Annotated in this window: 18 protein-coding genes; 3 read left to right on the top strand and 15 right to left on the bottom strand. The window is 43.5% G+C overall.

Going from position 1 to position 17,252, the window contains the following annotated elements; all coding sequences use genetic code 11:
• Positions 1-149 precede the first annotated feature (149 nt).
• The 7 genes from ACX0HA_RS01750 to ACX0HA_RS01720 form a co-directional block, all read right to left on the bottom strand.
• Positions 150-719, bottom strand: a complete 570-nt coding sequence (locus tag ACX0HA_RS01750; RefSeq protein WP_458843546.1) for a Crp/Fnr family transcriptional regulator — start codon at positions 717-719, stop codon at positions 150-152.
• A complete protein-coding gene (locus ACX0HA_RS01745; RefSeq protein ID WP_458843545.1) occupies positions 720-1,442 on the bottom strand; it encodes a porin family protein in 723 nt (240 codons plus the stop codon).
• 188 nt (positions 1,443-1,630) lie between these two features.
• Positions 1,631-2,374 (bottom strand): SDR family oxidoreductase, encoded by a 744-nt coding sequence (locus tag ACX0HA_RS01740; RefSeq protein WP_458843544.1) that lies wholly within the window; start codon positions 2,372-2,374, stop codon positions 1,631-1,633.
• Between the two features lie 113 nt (positions 2,375-2,487).
• The gene (fabF, locus tag ACX0HA_RS01735) at positions 2,488-3,735 is read right to left on the bottom strand and encodes a beta-ketoacyl-ACP synthase II (protein ID WP_458843543.1); all 1,248 of its coding nucleotides are present in this window, start codon (positions 3,733-3,735) and stop codon (positions 2,488-2,490) included.
• A 4-nt stretch (positions 3,736-3,739) separates the two neighbouring features.
• Positions 3,740-4,177 (bottom strand): PaaI family thioesterase, encoded by a 438-nt coding sequence (locus ACX0HA_RS01730; protein WP_458843542.1) that lies wholly within the window; start codon positions 4,175-4,177, stop codon positions 3,740-3,742.
• Between the two features lies 1 nt (position 4,178).
• On the bottom strand, positions 4,179-5,360 hold the full coding sequence (locus ACX0HA_RS01725; RefSeq protein ID WP_458843541.1) for an acetyl-CoA C-acyltransferase: 1,182 nt from the start codon (positions 5,358-5,360) through the stop codon (positions 4,179-4,181).
• Between the two features lie 117 nt (positions 5,361-5,477).
• Positions 5,478-6,071 (bottom strand): TetR/AcrR family transcriptional regulator, encoded by a 594-nt coding sequence (locus ACX0HA_RS01720; RefSeq protein WP_458843540.1) that lies wholly within the window; start codon positions 6,069-6,071, stop codon positions 5,478-5,480.
• Positions 6,072-6,249: 178 nt separating this feature from the next.
• Here ACX0HA_RS01720 and ACX0HA_RS01715 point away from each other — a divergent pair, with 178 nt between their 5' ends.
• Positions 6,250-6,567, top strand: a complete 318-nt coding sequence (locus ACX0HA_RS01715; protein ID WP_458843539.1) for an HPF/RaiA family ribosome-associated protein — start codon at positions 6,250-6,252, stop codon at positions 6,565-6,567.
• Between the two features lie 99 nt (positions 6,568-6,666).
• Complete coding sequence (locus ACX0HA_RS01710; RefSeq protein ID WP_458843538.1) at positions 6,667-7,767, top strand: DNA alkylation repair protein; 1,101 nt, start codon at positions 6,667-6,669, stop codon at positions 7,765-7,767.
• On the opposite strand, the gene ACX0HA_RS01705 is transcribed toward ACX0HA_RS01710, so the two are convergent.
• The 4 genes from ACX0HA_RS01705 to ACX0HA_RS01690 all read right to left on the bottom strand — a co-directional run bounded on the left by ACX0HA_RS01705 (position 7,764) and on the right by ACX0HA_RS01690 (position 11,247).
• On the bottom strand, positions 7,764-8,342 hold the full coding sequence (locus ACX0HA_RS01705) for a low affinity iron permease family protein (protein ID WP_458843537.1): 579 nt from the start codon (positions 8,340-8,342) through the stop codon (positions 7,764-7,766). The genes ACX0HA_RS01710 and ACX0HA_RS01705 overlap by 4 nt on opposite strands.
• Positions 8,343-8,426: 84 nt before the next feature.
• A complete protein-coding gene (locus tag ACX0HA_RS01700; RefSeq protein ID WP_458843536.1) occupies positions 8,427-9,416 on the bottom strand; it encodes a hypothetical protein in 990 nt (329 codons plus the stop codon).
• Positions 9,417-9,448: 32 nt separating this feature from the next.
• Positions 9,449-10,168 carry a LytR/AlgR family response regulator transcription factor gene (locus tag ACX0HA_RS01695; RefSeq protein ID WP_458843535.1) on the bottom strand — a complete coding sequence of 240 codons (720 nt, stop codon included), beginning with the start codon at positions 10,166-10,168 and terminating at the stop codon, positions 9,449-9,451.
• Positions 10,165-11,247: a sensor histidine kinase gene (locus ACX0HA_RS01690; RefSeq protein ID WP_458843534.1), complete on the bottom strand. Its 1,083-nt coding sequence runs from the start codon at positions 11,245-11,247 to the stop codon at positions 10,165-10,167. Before ACX0HA_RS01690 ends, ACX0HA_RS01695 begins: the two co-directional genes overlap by 4 nt.
• Before the next feature lie 205 nt (positions 11,248-11,452).
• On the opposite strand from ACX0HA_RS01690, the gene ACX0HA_RS01685 reads away from it, so the two are divergent.
• Positions 11,453-12,121 (top strand): hypothetical protein, encoded by a 669-nt coding sequence (locus ACX0HA_RS01685; protein WP_458843533.1) that lies wholly within the window; start codon positions 11,453-11,455, stop codon positions 12,119-12,121.
• 57 nt (positions 12,122-12,178) lie between these two features.
• Here the strand turns inward: ACX0HA_RS01685 and ACX0HA_RS01680 are convergent, their stop codons facing one another.
• From ACX0HA_RS01680 to ACX0HA_RS01665, 4 genes are read right to left on the bottom strand one after another with little or no spacing between them, the layout of a single operon-like run.
• Positions 12,179-13,849 (bottom strand): sodium/sugar symporter, encoded by a 1,671-nt coding sequence (locus tag ACX0HA_RS01680; RefSeq protein WP_458843532.1) that lies wholly within the window; start codon positions 13,847-13,849, stop codon positions 12,179-12,181.
• A gap of 15 nt (positions 13,850-13,864) precedes the next feature.
• On the bottom strand, positions 13,865-14,911 hold the full coding sequence (locus ACX0HA_RS01675) for a UDP-glucose--hexose-1-phosphate uridylyltransferase (RefSeq protein WP_458843531.1): 1,047 nt from the start codon (positions 14,909-14,911) through the stop codon (positions 13,865-13,867).
• A 1-nt stretch (position 14,912) separates the two neighbouring features.
• Positions 14,913-16,082, bottom strand: coding sequence for a galactokinase (gene galK, locus ACX0HA_RS01670; protein ID WP_458843530.1), 1,170 nt, complete (start codon positions 16,080-16,082; stop codon positions 14,913-14,915).
• 26 nt (positions 16,083-16,108) lie between these two features.
• The gene (locus ACX0HA_RS01665) at positions 16,109-17,131 is read right to left on the bottom strand and encodes an aldose epimerase family protein (RefSeq protein WP_458843529.1); all 1,023 of its coding nucleotides are present in this window, start codon (positions 17,129-17,131) and stop codon (positions 16,109-16,111) included.
• Between the last annotated feature and the right edge of the window lie 121 nt (positions 17,132-17,252).

Genomic DNA, 17,252 nt, shown 5'->3' with positions numbered 1-17,252 from the left:
GCTTTGCGATTTTGGTTTGTGCCAGTACAGGCACAACCGTTAATAATGTAAATGCTAAAATTTTTGCTGCGTTTTTCATACACTGCAAAATTGCAAAGAATGGATGTGAGCTACCTATGACATTCGTCACAGATATGAAGTGAGGTTTATCACATTAACTTAGAGAGCCTGCTCAGTGTTTCGCGCGAAACACCCAGATAGGAAGCGATCATTGACTTTGGCACGCGCTGCAACAACGAAGGGTAACGTTCCAGCAGCTGCTCATAGCGTTCTTTGGCATTACCGGTAATCAGCGAGAGGATGCGTTGCTGTGAGCCAATATGCCCCCTGTTAGCCTTTTCTAGGAAAAAATGCTCCATCTTCTGCATACCGGCACAAAGAGCCTGATAGTTCTCGAGCGTAAGGCAAAACACTTCGGTATCTTCAAGACAGTTTAGCGACATAGTAGCCCTCGTCTTATTATGAAAGGCCTGGAAATCGCTCTCCCACCAATCTTCCATGGCAAAAGATACGATGTGCTCTTTTCCTGAAGTATCGGCATGTACCAACTTTATAAGCCCTGATACCACAAAATAAGAATACGGCACCGGCTCGCCTTCCTGAATGAGGAACTGGTGTTTTTTAAATTTTTTTGAAGTGAAATGAGACATTACGAACGCAAACTCATCGTCGGTAAGCGATACGATCTTTTCTATATGTTCACGAAGCTTTATGCTCATCTAAAGGATATAGAAGATCAACCCGATATTCGCCGAACGCAGTTTAAGCTTCTCGTCAGTCTCTGCTATAGGAGCGTTATTGTATATGGGCGAAAGTCCGTAATAGGCATAAATATTCCAGGTATTCCATCCGGCAGAAATATAGGCTCCGTACACAAAATCGTTAAGATTTATATCTCCGGTAACCTTCTCTTTAGGACCGCTTTCAGGTTTATATAATGCCTTGTCGGCAAACAGCCAGCTTACCTTAAAACCAAGATAGATACGCCAGAATTCATGATCTATGGCATTACTGTTCCTCCAGCGCAATTCAAGCGGAACTTCGAGATAATGCAATACCAGCTTATTCTTGTCGTAGCTGCCTTCAGGTACTGTTCGATAAACATTGGCGCCATTAAGTTCCTCAACAAGCATATTGTGCTTTATATTATTGTATGAATAGCCTAATCCAAGTGCCACGGCATAAGTACGGTTCTTATTGATGGGCATATCCCTCAGGAAACCCACGGTAATACCCGTAGAGAAAGCATATTGCGAATAATCTTTTGGCTTTTCCTGTATTACATTATACGAAATCGAAGCATAGAACTGGTCTTCACGGTATTTGGCATCAAATACCGGCGCGACGCTGTCTTTCTCAATGGTATCGGTGACTATAGGCTCAACCTGTGCCAATGCCGTAAACCCTGAAAAAACCAATAAAACCAGAAGTAAATGCCTCATAATAGTATTCGCGTGATTGCTGTCTTACAAAGATGCAAAAGTTTAGGCAATAGTTTCAGGCTTACACCAAAAATTTAAGAATAAACGAGAGATTCTTCCTTCGTCAGAATGACAAACAGCCTTGCAAGTACAAGGCTGTTTTCTGAATAGATATGAATATATAAAGACGGCAATTAAGCCGGGATGCCTTATGAAAGTCCGTTCATTACCAATAGCGCCTGATCAGGATCGGCAAGGCTAAGCCTGTAGATGTCTTCGGTCTGTCCGGTGCGAATCTCGAACCTGTCGTTACCCAATGCATCGATAAGATCGGCTACCAGTACCGATGGCGGGATACCATTCTCTCCCCCTATTGCAGCAGAAAGCTCTGTATTTACCAGTGGCGGCATCAGTTCGAATACTTTTACGGTTGTTTCTTTAAGAGCAAGCCTTAGCGACTTGGTATAGGAGTGCAATGCTGCCTTACTAGCTGAATAAGTTGGCAGATGCTGCGTAGGCACAAAAGCCACTATAGACGATACCGTTATTACCGCAGCTTCTTTTTGTGTTTTCAATACGGGTAATAACTTCTCTGTAAGGCGTACAACCGAAAGAAAGTTCGTTTCAAACTCCGATACGGCAATATCGTAGGCTCTTTCATCGCCATCTGCCAGATGATGGATGTCGGCACGGCCCGCATTGTTTATCAGTATGTTCAGGTCGGGGAATTCTGTTTTGACACGGCTCACCAGATCGTTCACGTTTTGCTCATTGCTCACGTCAAATGGTATTGCAGTAACATTACCCAGTTCGGCAGCGGCTTTGTTCAGCCTCGCTTCGTCCCTTCCGGTAATAATCACCTTGTTGCCAAGCGCTGTCAGTTGGCGCGCCATTTCTAATCCTATTCCGGCACTACCGCCAGTAATCAATATTGTATTTGCTGTTGTTTTCATTGTTTTAGAATTTATATATGTAATTATTTTTTTTACCACTAAGTGCACTATGCTTTTTTCACAAGGAACACAAAGCTTTGTGTCAATTTGTGCTTCCATTGTGTTCTTTGTGGTTAAGTCGTTTTTTTAAATATCGAAGTAGCAGTATGCCCTCCAAAACCAAAGGTGTTGTTCAGGGCATACTGTATGTTTCTTTTTTCAGGCTTGTCAAGCACCAGGTGAAGTCCCTGCGGAATAGCCGGGTCTATATTTTGTACATTGATCGTTGGCGGAACGATGTCATTCTTAACCGCCAGCACGCTGATGATGCTTTCTATAGCTCCTGCTGCCCCCAACAGGTGCCCTGTCATTGATTTGGTGGCGCTAATGGCTACATCCTGCCCGTTAAAAACGGTATGTATTGCATTAAGCTCACTCAAATCGCCCACCGGAGTAGAGGTAGCGTGTGCGTTGATATAATCAATATCGTTTGCTGTAAGATTGGCATCCGCTAACGCTTTTTTCATGCCCAGTGCCGCTCCAAGCCCGTCGGCAGGAGTGCCTGTTAAATGATAGGCATCGGCCGCCATGCCGCCACCTACGATCTCAGCATATATATTTGCGCCTCGTGCCACGGCATGGTCCCAATCTTCCAGAATCAGTGCTCCGGCACCTTCTCCGGCTACAAAGCCATCTCTGTCGGCATCGAAGGGACGAGAAGCTGTTTGCGGGCTATCATTTCGTTTGGACAAGGCCTGGGAAGCGTTAAAGCCCCCTATAGATGCAGGTGTCAACGCCGCTTCACTACCCCCTGCGATCATAATGGTTGCTTTACCAAGGCGGATTGTATCAAAGGCAGAAATGATAGCTGTATTAGATGAGGCACAAGCCGATACCGTGGCATAGTTAGGGCCATGAAGCCCATAACGGATGGACAATACCCCTGCTGCGATATCTACAATCATTTTTGGGATAAAAAACGGATTGAAACGTGGCGTGCCATCGCCTTCATAAAACTCTTTAAGCTGTTCCTCAAAAGTGCTGATCCCCCCATTACCCGATGCCCAAATCACACCCACGTCAAAACGTTCGTGCTGCGGCATGGTGCCAAAATCAAGTCCGGCATCTTTCACCGCCTCATCGGCAGCGGCAATGGCATATTGGGTGAACAGGTCATATTTTCGGGCCTCTTTCCTATCCACATATTGCTCAATATCAAAGCCTTTTACCTCATGGGCAAAATGGGTTTTGAATTTGGTGGTGTCAAATTTGGTTATAGGCCCTGCGCCGCTTTTCCCGGCAAGGATATTCTCCCAAAATTCGGCAACCGAGTTACCCAATGGTGTTATGGCTCCAAGGCCTGTTACAGCTACTCTTTTCATCGTCTTATTTCTTGATTTCTGTTTTCAGCAGGTTGGTATATCCTTTAGCAATAAGCCTTGTACGGTCGGCATTCCAAACCTCGCACTGGGCGTTTACCACCTGGCTGCCTTTTTTAATAATTGCGGTATCTGCCAGTACTACATCGCCTTCGCGGGCAGCAGAGAGATAATCGATTACCAGATTTACCGATACATAGAAGTATGGCTCACCATAGGATATCAGTGTTGCACCAATGGCATCGTCTATAATGGCTGCTGTTATGCCGCCATGAAGCGTACCAAAGGGATTGGTCATTTCTTTACGAATCGTATGCTGGAACGTAAGGCTGCCTTCTTCAACCTTCAACACCACAGGCCTTAGCCATGCCATAAAGGGAGAAGGCGATTCGGTAACTTCCTTACCGATGTTTGCTTTTAAAATATCTGCTGCTTGTGAGAACATATTATTGGTTTTTTAGGTTTTCTATTACAATTGCCGATGCACCGCCGCCGCCATTACAGATGGCAGCTACACCATATTTACCGCCTTCCTGTATAAGTACCGAAGTAAGTGTGGTTATTATCCTTGCTCCCGATGCACCTATGGGGTGGCCCATTGCTACACCGCCGCCGTAAATGTTTATCTTTTCAGAAGGTATCCCCAGTATCTGCCTGTTGGCCAATATCACAGCTGCATACGCCTCGTTGATCTCAAAATAATCAATATCATCCTGCAATAATCCGGCTTGTTTCAATGCTTTCGGGATTGCCAGTGATGGCGCAGTAGTAAACCATTCCGGTGCCTGTGCGGCATCAGCATAGCCAATAATTTTGGCAATAGGTTTCAGGTTGTATTTTTCTACCGCTTCCGCAGAAACCAATAGTAATGCGGCAGCACCGTCGTTCAGGTTACTGGCATTGGCAGCGGTTATGGTTCCGCCCTCTTCAAATACCGGTTTTAGGGTCGGTACTTTATCCGCGATCAGCTTGTACACATCTTCATCCTTGTCGATGGTCACACTTCCCGAGCGCTGTTTTATTTCTATCGGAATGATCTCATTGTCAAATTTCCCATCTTCAAAGGCTTTGGCTGCCCTGCCATAGGATTCAAGTGCATAGGCATCCTGCTCTTCGCGTGATATGTTGTATTGTCGTACCGTAATTTCAGCGGCATTCCCCATGTGGAAGTCGTTATACACATCAGTAAGACCATCTTTCAAAAGACCATCGGTAAGCAGGCTGTGCCCCATTTTGTTACCAACTCTCTGCTGAATGTAATGCGGTACATTACTCATGCTCTCCATGCCTCCGGCAACAACTACGTTGTCTACACCAAGCTGTATCTGCTGGGCACCAAGCATTACGGCTTTCATACCCGAAGCACATACTTTATTAATGGTAGTAGCATCAGTATGGTCGTCTATTCCCGCAAACTTAGCCGCCTGCCTTGCGGGTGACTGACCTAAATTAGCCGACAGCACGTTACCCATATACACCGAGTCAATTTCATCAGCAGGGATAGTGGTTTGTGCCAATGTGCTTTCTATAGCGATCTTACCCAACTCTGTTGCACTAAAGCCTGAAAGGCTGCCAAGGAATCCACCTATGGGTGTTCTTTTTGCCGAAACTATAAATACGTCTTTCATAATTTTATGTTTTATACCGATCGGTATATTTTACTTTAAAAAAATAGCTCTTATCGATTAAATGTAATGTTACGTCTACATAAAATATACCGATTGGTATATTTTATAGTAAAAATTTTAACTTGCTATATCCTGTATCATTTTTTCGCCCTGCTTTACGGCAGCTTTAAGTCCGTGCATTTTCCCTGTAACCTTAGCCAGCATAATACCACCTTCGATCAGTGCAATGAATGCCCCAGCGAAGTCTTTGGCATTAGTGCCCTGTTTTATCTGTCCGGCTTCAATGCCATCGGCGATAACTTTCTCCAAATGTGCATACCAGTTCTCGATCGCCCCTACCGCTTTTGCCCTAAGCAGGCCATGAGTATCGTCAGATTCTATTGCCGTGTTCAGCACCGGGCAGCCCCCGTGTAGCATCGGAAGGTTCACAAAATCAGAAAATACCGTAAGGTATACTTTCAGCTTATCGATGTTGTGCGGTTTGCCTGCCATTTTGGTTTTAATCAGCGATACAACATTACCATAGTTGTAATCAAAAGCAGCCAAAGCTACCTCATCCTTGCTTTCAAAGTTACCATATATACTACCCTTGGTAAGGCCTGTAGCTTCTACAATATCGTTTATAGAAGTTCCTGCAAAACCCTTCCTGTTAAAGATAGGTGCTGTCTTCTCTACGATATACTGGCGTGTCTTTTCGGCTTTACTAATCATCGTGCTTATCATTTTCTACACTACAAAATTATACCAATCGGTATATTCTGCCAAACGAATTCCCATTTATTTTTTCTATCGCATCATAGAGAGATAATGGTAATGTTAACCTAAATTCTTTCGCTGTCAATCAAAAAATCCCTAAATTTACTACACATAACTATAAAACCACATGACTATGCAGATTCAGTTTAGCATCGATTGCAAAGACAACGGACATGAAAGAATTGAAAATTATTTCACCACGACAATAAATGAAACATTAAAAAAATTTGATGACAAGATAACGAGCGTTAATGTACACCTTGCCGATGAGAACGGTTCTAAAACAGGCCCGGACGACAAACGCTGTACGATCGAGGTTCATGCCACGGGACTTAATCCTGTTGCTGTTACCAACCATGCCGATTCGGTTGAGAAATCGATTAAAGGTGCAACCGACAAAATGAAAAGTGCTTTGGAGCACGCTTACGGCAAACTTCAGAAGAGCCACTAAGATTACCAAAATTCTATATAGAGAAAACCCTTCGATAGTATCGAAGGGTTTTTATTTTGCTACAATTAGAGTATGTTTGCTTTATAAATTACTATTGTCATGAGTGCGCTTAAAAACATCTATTCACCTGTATTTTATGAAAGATTGTCGGCTGTGCTGGCACAATCACTGCCCGGTTTTGACAAGGCAAAATTCATCAGCCTGATCAATTCTGATGGTTTTGAACATAAAGAACTCAAAGCAAGGATGCGCCATACCGCCATAGTGCTGCATCATTTCATGCCGCAGGATTTCAGCAAGGCAGTTGATGCTTTGCAAACAATTATAGAGAATTTCAGGAAGACAGGCTACGGACAGGATAGCCTTGCCTGCATGTTCCTGCCGGATTATGTAGAAGTATATGGCCTTGACCATTATGACGATGCCGTGCGTGCACTCGAATATATTACCCAGTTTACCAGCTGTGAGTTTGCCGTTCGCCCTTTTATGATCAAATACGAAAAACAGATGATAGAGCAAATGACTGCCTGGTCTAAACACGACAATCATCATGTGCGCCGTTTTGCAAGCGAGGGCTCAAGGCCAAGACTACCCTGGGCAATGGCGATTCCATCGCTTAAAAAAGATCCGTCACCTGTACTGCCGTTACTGGAAAACCTGAAGAACGACCCATCAGAATATGTGCGTCGAAGTGTTGCAAACAATATCAATGATATCGCCAAAGATAATCCGGATGTTGTTTTGGCCATAGCCAAAAAATGGAAGGGATCTAACAAGGAAACTGATGCCATAGTTAAACACGGAGCTCGCACTTTACTGAAACAGGGGCATCCTGAAATACTGAAAGTTTTCGGGCTTGATGCTACCCATATTGACTATTCCCGATTTGAAGTACTTACGCCAAAAGTGAACATGGGCGACAGTGTAGAATTTACTTTTGCGATAGAAAATAAAGACTCGCAACCACAAACCGTGCGCCTTGAATATGGCATGTACTACCGCAAAGCTAAAGGCCAGCTGGCTAAAAAAGTGTTCAAGATAAGTGAGAAGATCTACCAGCCTGGCGAAAAGGCCGTGATAGTTCGCAAGCAATCGTTCAAAGCGATCACCACACGGGTTTTCTATCCCGGCGAGCACCAATTATCCATCATCATCAATGGGGAAGAAAAACAACCTGTACTCAGCTTTGAGCTGGTTTAAGCTTTTGGAGTTTTAGGTTTCGCAGGCTGGGTTTTAGTCGCTGTGCTTTGGGCTTTAGATTTTGAAGTTTGTGGCTTTGAAGCCTCAGCCTTCGGACTTTCGACACCTGCCTTTTGCCTCTTGCCTTTTTCACTTTTCAGCTCATGCCTTACCTGTGCCTCGCCTATGGAATGCGATTCTTTCAACGTTCTTTGCTTTTGAGCAAGCTCTGCCAGCTTACGATAATATTTTTCGAGTACTTCAAGCTCATCCTCGCCGATGTCCTCAATATCTACAATACGGTTAGAGGCAAGTTCGTGCGATGCCAGCAGTTCGTTGAGCTTTATCTGTATTGCGAGAGAGTCTTTATTCTGTGATTTCTGGATAAGGAATACCATCAGGAAAGTAATAATGGTCGTACCCGTATTGATAATCAATTGCCAGGTCTCACTATAATCGAATATAGGGCCGCATATAGCCCATACTACAACAATGAGAAAAGCACCCAAAAATACGGGAGTGCTTCCTGTTGCTTTGGTTACCTTTTCGGCGAATTTTTCAAATAAACTTTTCCCCCTTTTAGATTGCTTTGCCATGATTCATAGATTTTTATCTATTAAAATTAGGCAATAAAAAGCGGGAATAGTTTTAAAGTTATCATAATGCTTTAGTTCTTTATTCTATTTCTTCTTTTTAGAAAACGGATTGAACGAAAATCCTAAGCTAAAATAACCCGTACCATCCTGAGTAGTCGAAAAAATGTAATCATTGGTTGACTCTCCCCTCTCCGAAATCCTTGAATTAAAAACATTGGCAAGCCCTGCCTTAAATGTACCAATCAGGGTATTGCTGAACCAGTGCTCGTATGTAATCCCCGAACGAACTTCAAGCTGGCGGTAGTCGAAAACCTTACCTGCTCCAAACTGGGATGATTGCAGGTAAAATCCGTCGCTAATGAGTTCGCTGCCCAGCGATAGTCGCCCATTGGTAAACACATCGTGTTTCAGGAACAGCCTTTGCGGCAATATAATATCCACCATCCACCCGGAATTAAACCTGTGATCGAGCGTAAAGACCGGTGCTGCCGGTACCGGAGAGGTCGGGTCCAACAGTATAATAAGTCCCAGGGTCATTTTTGTTTTGGCATTGGCTTTAAGCACAATTGATCCGCCTACAAAACCTTTAATACGCTGCGCATCGCGTTCATTGCCATCGGCAATAAAACTTGCATTGTAGATAAAAGGTTTTTTAAACAAGGTGGTATATCCGGTAAAGCTTAGTGCGGCAGAGATATAATGATAATCATAACTTTTAGTATACGAAGCCTGATCGACCCCGTTAAAATCTTTTACCTGTTCCAGTTCTGCATACTCATATTTATAGTTTGCAGTCGCAGTAACATTCCATTTCTTCTTCATAATCACCGGGATGTTAGCAAAAAAATTCAGCTTCGATCTGTTTTTTATTCGCCCGCTGATAAAGTCGTTATCCCGTAATTCACTATCAAAATCCTGCGGCAGGTACTGAATGTACTTAACATCAAAAACACGTGTAAAGGGAAACTTATCGGCAATTGCAGCCTGCATTTTTTCTTTTACGGTCTCATTTTCCTGAGCGTTGGCAGTAAGGCATAACAATGCCGATGAAAACAAGATTAACTTTTTTTTCATGATTATTATATGATTGATTGATGATTGAACTCTTAGAGCCTGCCTGAGAGATTTTTGCCTAAATAGAGTTCCAGAAAATCCTTTCTAAATACATCTCCTATTGGGATTTCTGTGTTTTTTATATATATGGTATGATTATCAAACGAATCGATATGGTTTATATTGACCAGGTATGACTTGCTTACCCTGGCAAACATGGCCGGATTGAGATGCCCGTGTATGGTCTTGAGATTCATGGCCGTGATTATCTTATTATCATCGATATAAATAACAACATAATCTTTAAGCCCTTCTACATACAGTATATCCTTAAACAATATCTTATGGTATCTCCTTTCCGACTTTATGAGCATAAACTCGGCATCCACACTTTCCATAAGGGCATTCTGCCCCCTTAAAAGTTCATGATACCCTATCGCTTTCTGTACCGCTTTTATCAATCGCTCCTTGTTTACCGGCTTCACAATATAGTCTATAGCCTCAACCTCATAGCTTTGCAGGGCATACTGCGAATAGGCGGTGGTAAAGATCACTAACGTTTCTGACGGGATAGTCGCTGCAAACTCAAGCCCCGTGATACCCGGCATTTGTATATCTAAAAAGATAAGGTCTACTGTGTTTTCGTCCATAAATGCCCTGGCTTTTTTCACACTGTTAAAGCTGCCGGTCACGGTAATATCCGTCATATCCTGAAGCTGAAGCAACATCCCTTCGCGTGCCAGTGGCTCGTCGTCTACTATAATGCAATTCATACCGGCAATATTAGGTTAACTTCATACTCATATTTATCATCACGGATTTCGAGCGTAAAATCGGTACCATATAACAGCTCTAACCGTCTCTTTACATTAGCAAGCCCCAAACCACCGCTTCCTGAAAGCTCTAAGGGCTCTTTTGCTTTAGAGTTAATGCAGGTAAAATACAGTTTGTTGCCATCAAGCGTAAAATCTGCTTTCACATACGACGCATAATCAGGGTCTACACTGTATTTAATAGCATTTTCTACAAACGCTATAAACATATTAGGCGGCAGGCTGAGGCCCTGAGGCATATCATCGCTATCAGCATTATTTATGGTAAGGCTAAAAGTAAAATCGTCGCGCCTTATTTTTTCCAGTTCCATAAAATCGCTCAGGAAATGTATCTCTGACGACAGCTGAACCGATGCCGCATTGTTCTCATACAACTGGTAGCGTAAAAAATCAGATAGCTTCACGATTATCAGCGATGCCTTCTCAGGGTCTTTGGTAACCAGCACATTCACATTATTGAGCATATTGAACAAAAAATGTGGATTTATCTGGTTTTTCAGCTCTTTCAGCTCCATTTGCAATGTTGTTTTCTCCAGTTCTGTTATACGCCCCGTATCGGTTTTCCATTGCTGGAATAATTTTATGGCTGTAGAAGAGAACACCGTTAATGTGATAATATTGGCAGCGGCGAGTATTTCCCTGAATATACCTATTCTTGCTGTTTTGGGTAATATCCTGTGCGGGTCAAAATAGATAACATGCACCTGACGCACAATCGCAAAGGTTATCACTATAATGCTTATAAGCTTAATAAGATAGTTTACATATTTCCCCCTGAACAAAAGGTAAGGCACTAATATATACATATTAATGTAAACCATTAGAAGGAAATAAGCCATCCACATAATACGGATGTAAAGGTCATAAGGCTCCTCAAATTCTATCCGCTCGCCACGGTCCAGCAGCGTTAGTGCCAGATAAACCCATATCAGCAAATGACGATACAGCCTGTACTTTTTATCTACAAAAAAGTTTACAAACCAGTTTTGTGTACAATATATATCCTTTACTCCCTGCATATTATTTTTAATCTTTGCGAAGTACGCTAAAAACAGTTGCTTACAAAACTTATTTATACAAAACCCTGTTTATATTATACAAAGCACTTTTAAGCTGGCATCTGTTTCCGCCTATAAAAGCTTTGGTATAAAATAATTCCCATTTGGTATAAAAAAACAAAGCCCAAACTTATTGCAATCTACATTTGAATAAACTTTTTGTACCATGGATGCAGCAACGATAGAACAATGGATAAGTGTGATTGAAGATAATGATTTTATAATTGACAAGGACAAACGTATCGAGAACCTCATCAATTTATGGAAATTTGCATCCTGCTATGGCAATGGTTCGCAAATTACTGAGGATGGCCTGATGGACACCGCGGGCCGAAAAAACATAAGCGTAACTTTTACAGACATCGACCTGAAGCAGGCACCAAAAAACAATTTCATAAACAATATATTCAGTACTATTGAACCCGTCTTGAACGATAAGCATAATGGGGCTTATTACATCGAGCTTAACCATCAAAAAAACAATTTCACTTCAGGCAGCCTAATGGAACTGGAAGAAGAAATTATCAATGCAATACATGGCAACCTGACACCCTATAACCAGGTAAAAAAGATCACTAAGGTTAATGCAGCTGTCGGCATATATTCTAACATAACAGCCAAAGATTGCAACAGGGAAGATATTGCCGGTGTTATTGAACAAACAAGCAGCACAGCCAATTGGCTGGTATTGGTACTGGACAGGCTTGTAAGCCACTGCGACAGCTTTTACATTTTCGATGATGTTTTGCTGCAGCCTTTCAAAACAGAATATGAGCAGCTTTTCCTTTTTGATTTTTATAAAGGCGAGATCATACAGCTTGCTACAACAAAATAAAAAGCCCGGCACATTACTGGCCGGGGCTTTCTCAAACAAACATACAACAAAATTATATTACCAGAAGAAGGTGTACAGTGCCGCGATAATGGCTGTCACGATAATGGCTCCCACAAGGAAACCGTTCGTCACCTTAAACATAGATGTGTCAATCTCAAGGCCATTAGTAGTAACGCCTTTGCGGTATTCTTTAACGCTTATAAAGAACATACCTGTTACACAGATAAGGAACACGAAGCCCATCCTGTCAATGAAAGGGATCTCAAACACACCATCGGCATTGGCCACGGCTAATCCCCAGTCATAAAGGAATTCAAGGTTCACAAAACCCGGAAGGAACTTAAAGATCACCGAGAAGATGAATCCGCCTATCATACCGAACAAAGCGGCATTTGACGTTGTTTTTTTCCAGAAGAAGCCCAACAGGAACATCGCAAAGATACCGGGGCTCAAAAAGCCCGTAAACTCCTGTATGAACTGGAAACCTCCTTTTTTATCGATACCCAAAAATGGTGCAATGATGATGGCGACTATCATAGCCGTTACCACGGTTATTTTGCCCACTTTTACCAGTTTCTCTTCGCTGGCTTCGGTATTCAGTTTTTCTTTATAGATGTCAAGGGTAAATATGGTCGCGATACTGTTGGCCTTACCTGCAAGCGACGCCACAATAGCTGCAGTAAGCGCGGCAAAGGACAAGCCTTTAAGCCCCGAAGGCAGCAGGTTCAGCAATACCGGATAGGCACGGTCAGGGTTCAGTTCGCCGTTTTGAAGCATCTCTGCCTGAAAGCCACCCTGCTGGTGCAGCACATAGGCCGCAATACCAGGCAACACCACAATTATAGGCATTAGCAGCTTCAGGAACGAGGCAAACAATATACCACCCCGTGCGGTTTTTAGGTCGGCACCAAGGGCACGCTGGGTAATGTACTGGTTGCAACCCCAGTAATTAAGGTTAATGATGATCATCCCCCCCACCAATACCGATATTCCCGGAAGGTCGGCATAGTTAGGATTCGTTTTGTCAAATATCATATGGAAGTGGTCGCCCGCCTGCGTAGTCATGTGGTTGAAACCATCTATAACTCCCGAGCCTCCAAAGTGCTCTGCTACAAGATTAAGCGCAAGATAAGTGGTTGCAAGGCCGCCCAGTATCAGGAAGAATACCTGTATAACATCGGTATAGCCAATGACTTTCATCCCTCCAAGCGTAATAAAAATCGCAAAAACAGCCAGGAATGCCATACACAGGTTCAGGTCAATACCCGATATGCTGCTGATGGCCAAAGCGCCTAAATATAATATAGATGTCAGGTTTACCACCACATACAGCAACAGCCAAAAGACGGCCATAATCATGGCTACGCGCCCGTTATAACGCTGGTTCAGGAACTGCGGCATGGTAAATATCTTATTCTTGAGGTATACCGGAATAAAAAATATGGCAACAATAATAAGCGTGATAGATGCCATCCATTCATAGGTTGCAATGGCAAGGCCCATCTTAAAACCGCTTCCGCTCATGCCTATGAATTGCTCGGCACTGATGTTGCTCGCAATAAGCGATGCCCCGATAGCCCACCATGTCAGCGAGCCTTCGGCCAAAAAGTAATCGTTACTGCTGGTGCTTTCTTTCTTTTTTCGCCTGTATATCCATAGCCCGTAGCCTACGATCAGTATAAAATAGAATAAGAAAACAACATAATCGGCAATAGATAATGCTTTCATAGTAAGGCGGTGTGGTTATTTGGTTAGCTTGTAATGTTTTTCAGAAAGATTTCTAAGGATCTCTGCACTTTTTTCGGGTGAGATATCCCTTTGTGCCTCGGCCATCATCTCGTAACCCACCATGAATTTCTTAACAGAGGCAGAACGCAGCAACGGCGGATAAAAATGCATGTGAAAATGCCATTCAGGGTGCGGTTTCCCGTCGGTTGGTGCCTGATGGATCCCTGACGAATAAGGGAAAGACGTTTCAAACAGGTTGTCGTATCTCACGGTGATTGCTTTCAGTATTTCGGCAAATGCCAAAGATTCTTCAGCAGTCATTTGGGTAATAGTGCCAAAATGCCTTTTGCTGATGATTATGGTCTCGTACGGCCACGTAGCCCAAAACGGAACCACAACGGCAAAATGAGCATTCTCTGTTACTATGCGCTCCTGTTTTACAAGCTCTTCAGCAAGATAGTCAGCCAGCAGGCTTTTATTATGTTTTTCATAGTAAGCAAGAAGGCTGGCTTGTGTTTTTTCGACTAAAGTTGGCAGTGACGACTGTGCCCATATCTGCCCATGCGGATGCGGATTGCTACAGCCCATTACACTACCCTTGTTCTCGAATATCTGTACGTGATTGATGAAGTCTTTACTTCCCAGTTCGGCATATTGCTGTTTCCAGGCTTCCACCACTTTTACCAGTGCACTTACCTCCATTTCAGGAATGGTCAGGTTGTGCTTTGGCGAAAAACAAATCACTTTATTGATACCCCTTTCCGGCTTCAGCTGAAACAGCGGGCTGCTTTCAGGAGTGCTTATCTCATCGGTAAGCAGCGAAGGGAAATCGTTATCAAATACAAAAACGTCGGTATAGCGGTCATTCTGTACCCCGTTAGAGCGCACATTCCCGGCACACAGGTAGCATTCAGGGTCATATTCAGGCAAAGCATTATTGGCAGCACTTTCCTTTTGCCCCTGCCACGGCCTTTTGTTGCGGTGCGGCGATACCAGCACCCACTCTCCCGTTAAGGGATTATAGCGCCTGTGCGGATGTTCGTTATTGTCAAATACCTGCATATTATTGTTTATAAAGGGTTGTACCTTTTGAAATCTTTATTTTATATGGTGTCAGCGTTATCCCGAATTTTGCTTTATACTCAGTACTCACACGATCGATCAGGGCATCTTCGCTTCCTTTTTTCACCAGGTTGATGGAGCATCCGCCAAAACCGCCGCCCATCATGCGTGAGCCTGCTACGTTATTATCATTCCTTACGGCATCCACCAGGAAATCGATCTCCTCGCAGCTTACCTCATAACCTTTCGAAAGGCCGTCGTGGGTAGCAAACATCAGTTCCCCCAATGCGGCAAAATTTGATGCTTCGAGTGCGTCAACAGCATCGAGCACGCGTTGTATTTCCTGCACCACGAACAGGCAGCGTTTAAAATTGGTTTCGCCCAGTTTTTCACGCTGTGCGATTACCTGCTGCTCATTGCAGTCCCGAAAGGTCTTTACCCCCGGATAAGCTTCTTTAAGCACCGTAAGTCCGGTCTCTACCTCCTGCCTGCGGGTATTGTAGCCCGAGGTAAGGTGCGTATGCTTTACATTACTGTCTAACAATAATAATGAATATTCTTTAAAATCGGCTTTATGGTATTCATATTCAAGGGTATTGCAGTCCAGTTTTATCACGCTGTTCTTTTTTCCGAAAACAGATGCAAACTGGTCCATGATACCACAATTCACTCCCACAAAAGTGTGTTCCGACTTCTGCCCTATCAGGGCGATATCTTCTTTGGATAATCCTAAACCGAAAATATGGCTGAACATATAGCCGATACCGCATTCCAGCGCCGCCGAAGATGACAGCCCTGCTCCAATAGGTATCGTACTGCTAAAAACAATGTTCACGCCTTTGAGCGCATTGCTGCGGCCTTTCAGCTGATGGATAACCCCAAGTATGTAATTGGCCCACATGATTTGTGTAGGCTTCAGTTCTTCATTTATATCAAAAGAATAAGTCTCCCCAAGGTCTTTGGCGATAATGGTACTCTTAGAGCTGCCGGACTCTGACACCGCAAAACAAATGTATTTGTTGATGGCTGCCGGAAGCACAAAACCATCGTTATAATCTACATGTTCGCCAATAACATTGATCCTCCCCGGAGAAAGGAAAATATGTTTGGGCTCTGTGCCAAAGGCTGCCTCAAAGGCAGCCGTTACCTGTTTAACTAGTTTCTTTTTCATTATATCTTTCGCCCCTGAGAGGCTGTTTATAGCTGTTCAAATTTCCAGATTGTCTTCTGGGTATAGGTTTCTCCCTTGCGCAAAACCGCATTTGGAAAATGAAGTTTGTTTGGGGCATCGGGATAGTTCTGTGTCTCAAAGCATATTCCGCTCTGCGTGTGGTAGTCCACTCCTTCTTTACCCGCTATCTTACCAAAACAATTGCCCCCAACATAAATATGCACCGAAGGCTGATCGGTATATACCGACATTTTCAGTCCGCTCACGCTGCTGGCGAGTATCGCTGCCGGCTGGGCATTGACACCAAGCACAAACGAAGTGTCAATTTTTGCAGGACAGGCAGATGGAACTTTAAAGTCGAACCCCTTCTCGCGCGCCTCAATATAATTACCCGTGGGTATACCGTCTTCGGCAACTTCAAGCATCACCACACTGTTTACCATAAGCTCGTGGCATGATATTGTTGCGGTATGCCCTTCAAGGTTAAAATAGCTGTGCTGCGTGAGGTTTATCACAGTATCTTCGCTGCTTTTGGCAGCATATTCAATACTGATCTCATTGTCAGGAGTAAGCATATAGGTTACGCGGGTAAGCAGCTCTCCGGGAAAAAACTCTTCCCCATCAGGACTGGTATAAGCAAAGGTTATCGATGCCCTGTCTGCCTCCTGCTTTACCTCTGTCACTTCCCAAACGGCACGCCCAAAACCTGATCTGCCTCCATGAAGCGTGTTCTCACCATGGTTTTTGGCAAGGACATGATCCCTACCGTCTATACTAAAAGTGCCATTACCCATGCGCCCGGCATAGCGCCCAATGACCGCCCCAAAATAAGGCGGACTTGGCAGGCTGTACGATTCCATATAACCTTCGAGGGTTTCAAAACCCAAAACAACATCGGTCTGTACACCGTCTTTTCCTGTTACCAATAACGAACGTATAGTCGCCCCATAACTGATAAAAGCTACAGTCAGCGCCTTGCCGTTTGTCAGTGTATATTCATGTACTTCAGTTCCGTCCGGAAGGATCCCGAATAATTTCGCAATACTCATATCAGTAAAATGAGAAATATGATTTTTTTAGTTTGTTTCTTTATAGAATCAGCACCAAATGTAAATGTTAATGCGCACCGATCATACCAGTACCTACCAGTTTTTGTATCTTTACCACCAG

This window comes from Flavobacterium hauense (genome assembly GCF_054457175.1).
Note: the sequence above shows the minus strand (reverse complement) of the source record. Positions and strands in the feature narration are given on the sequence as shown.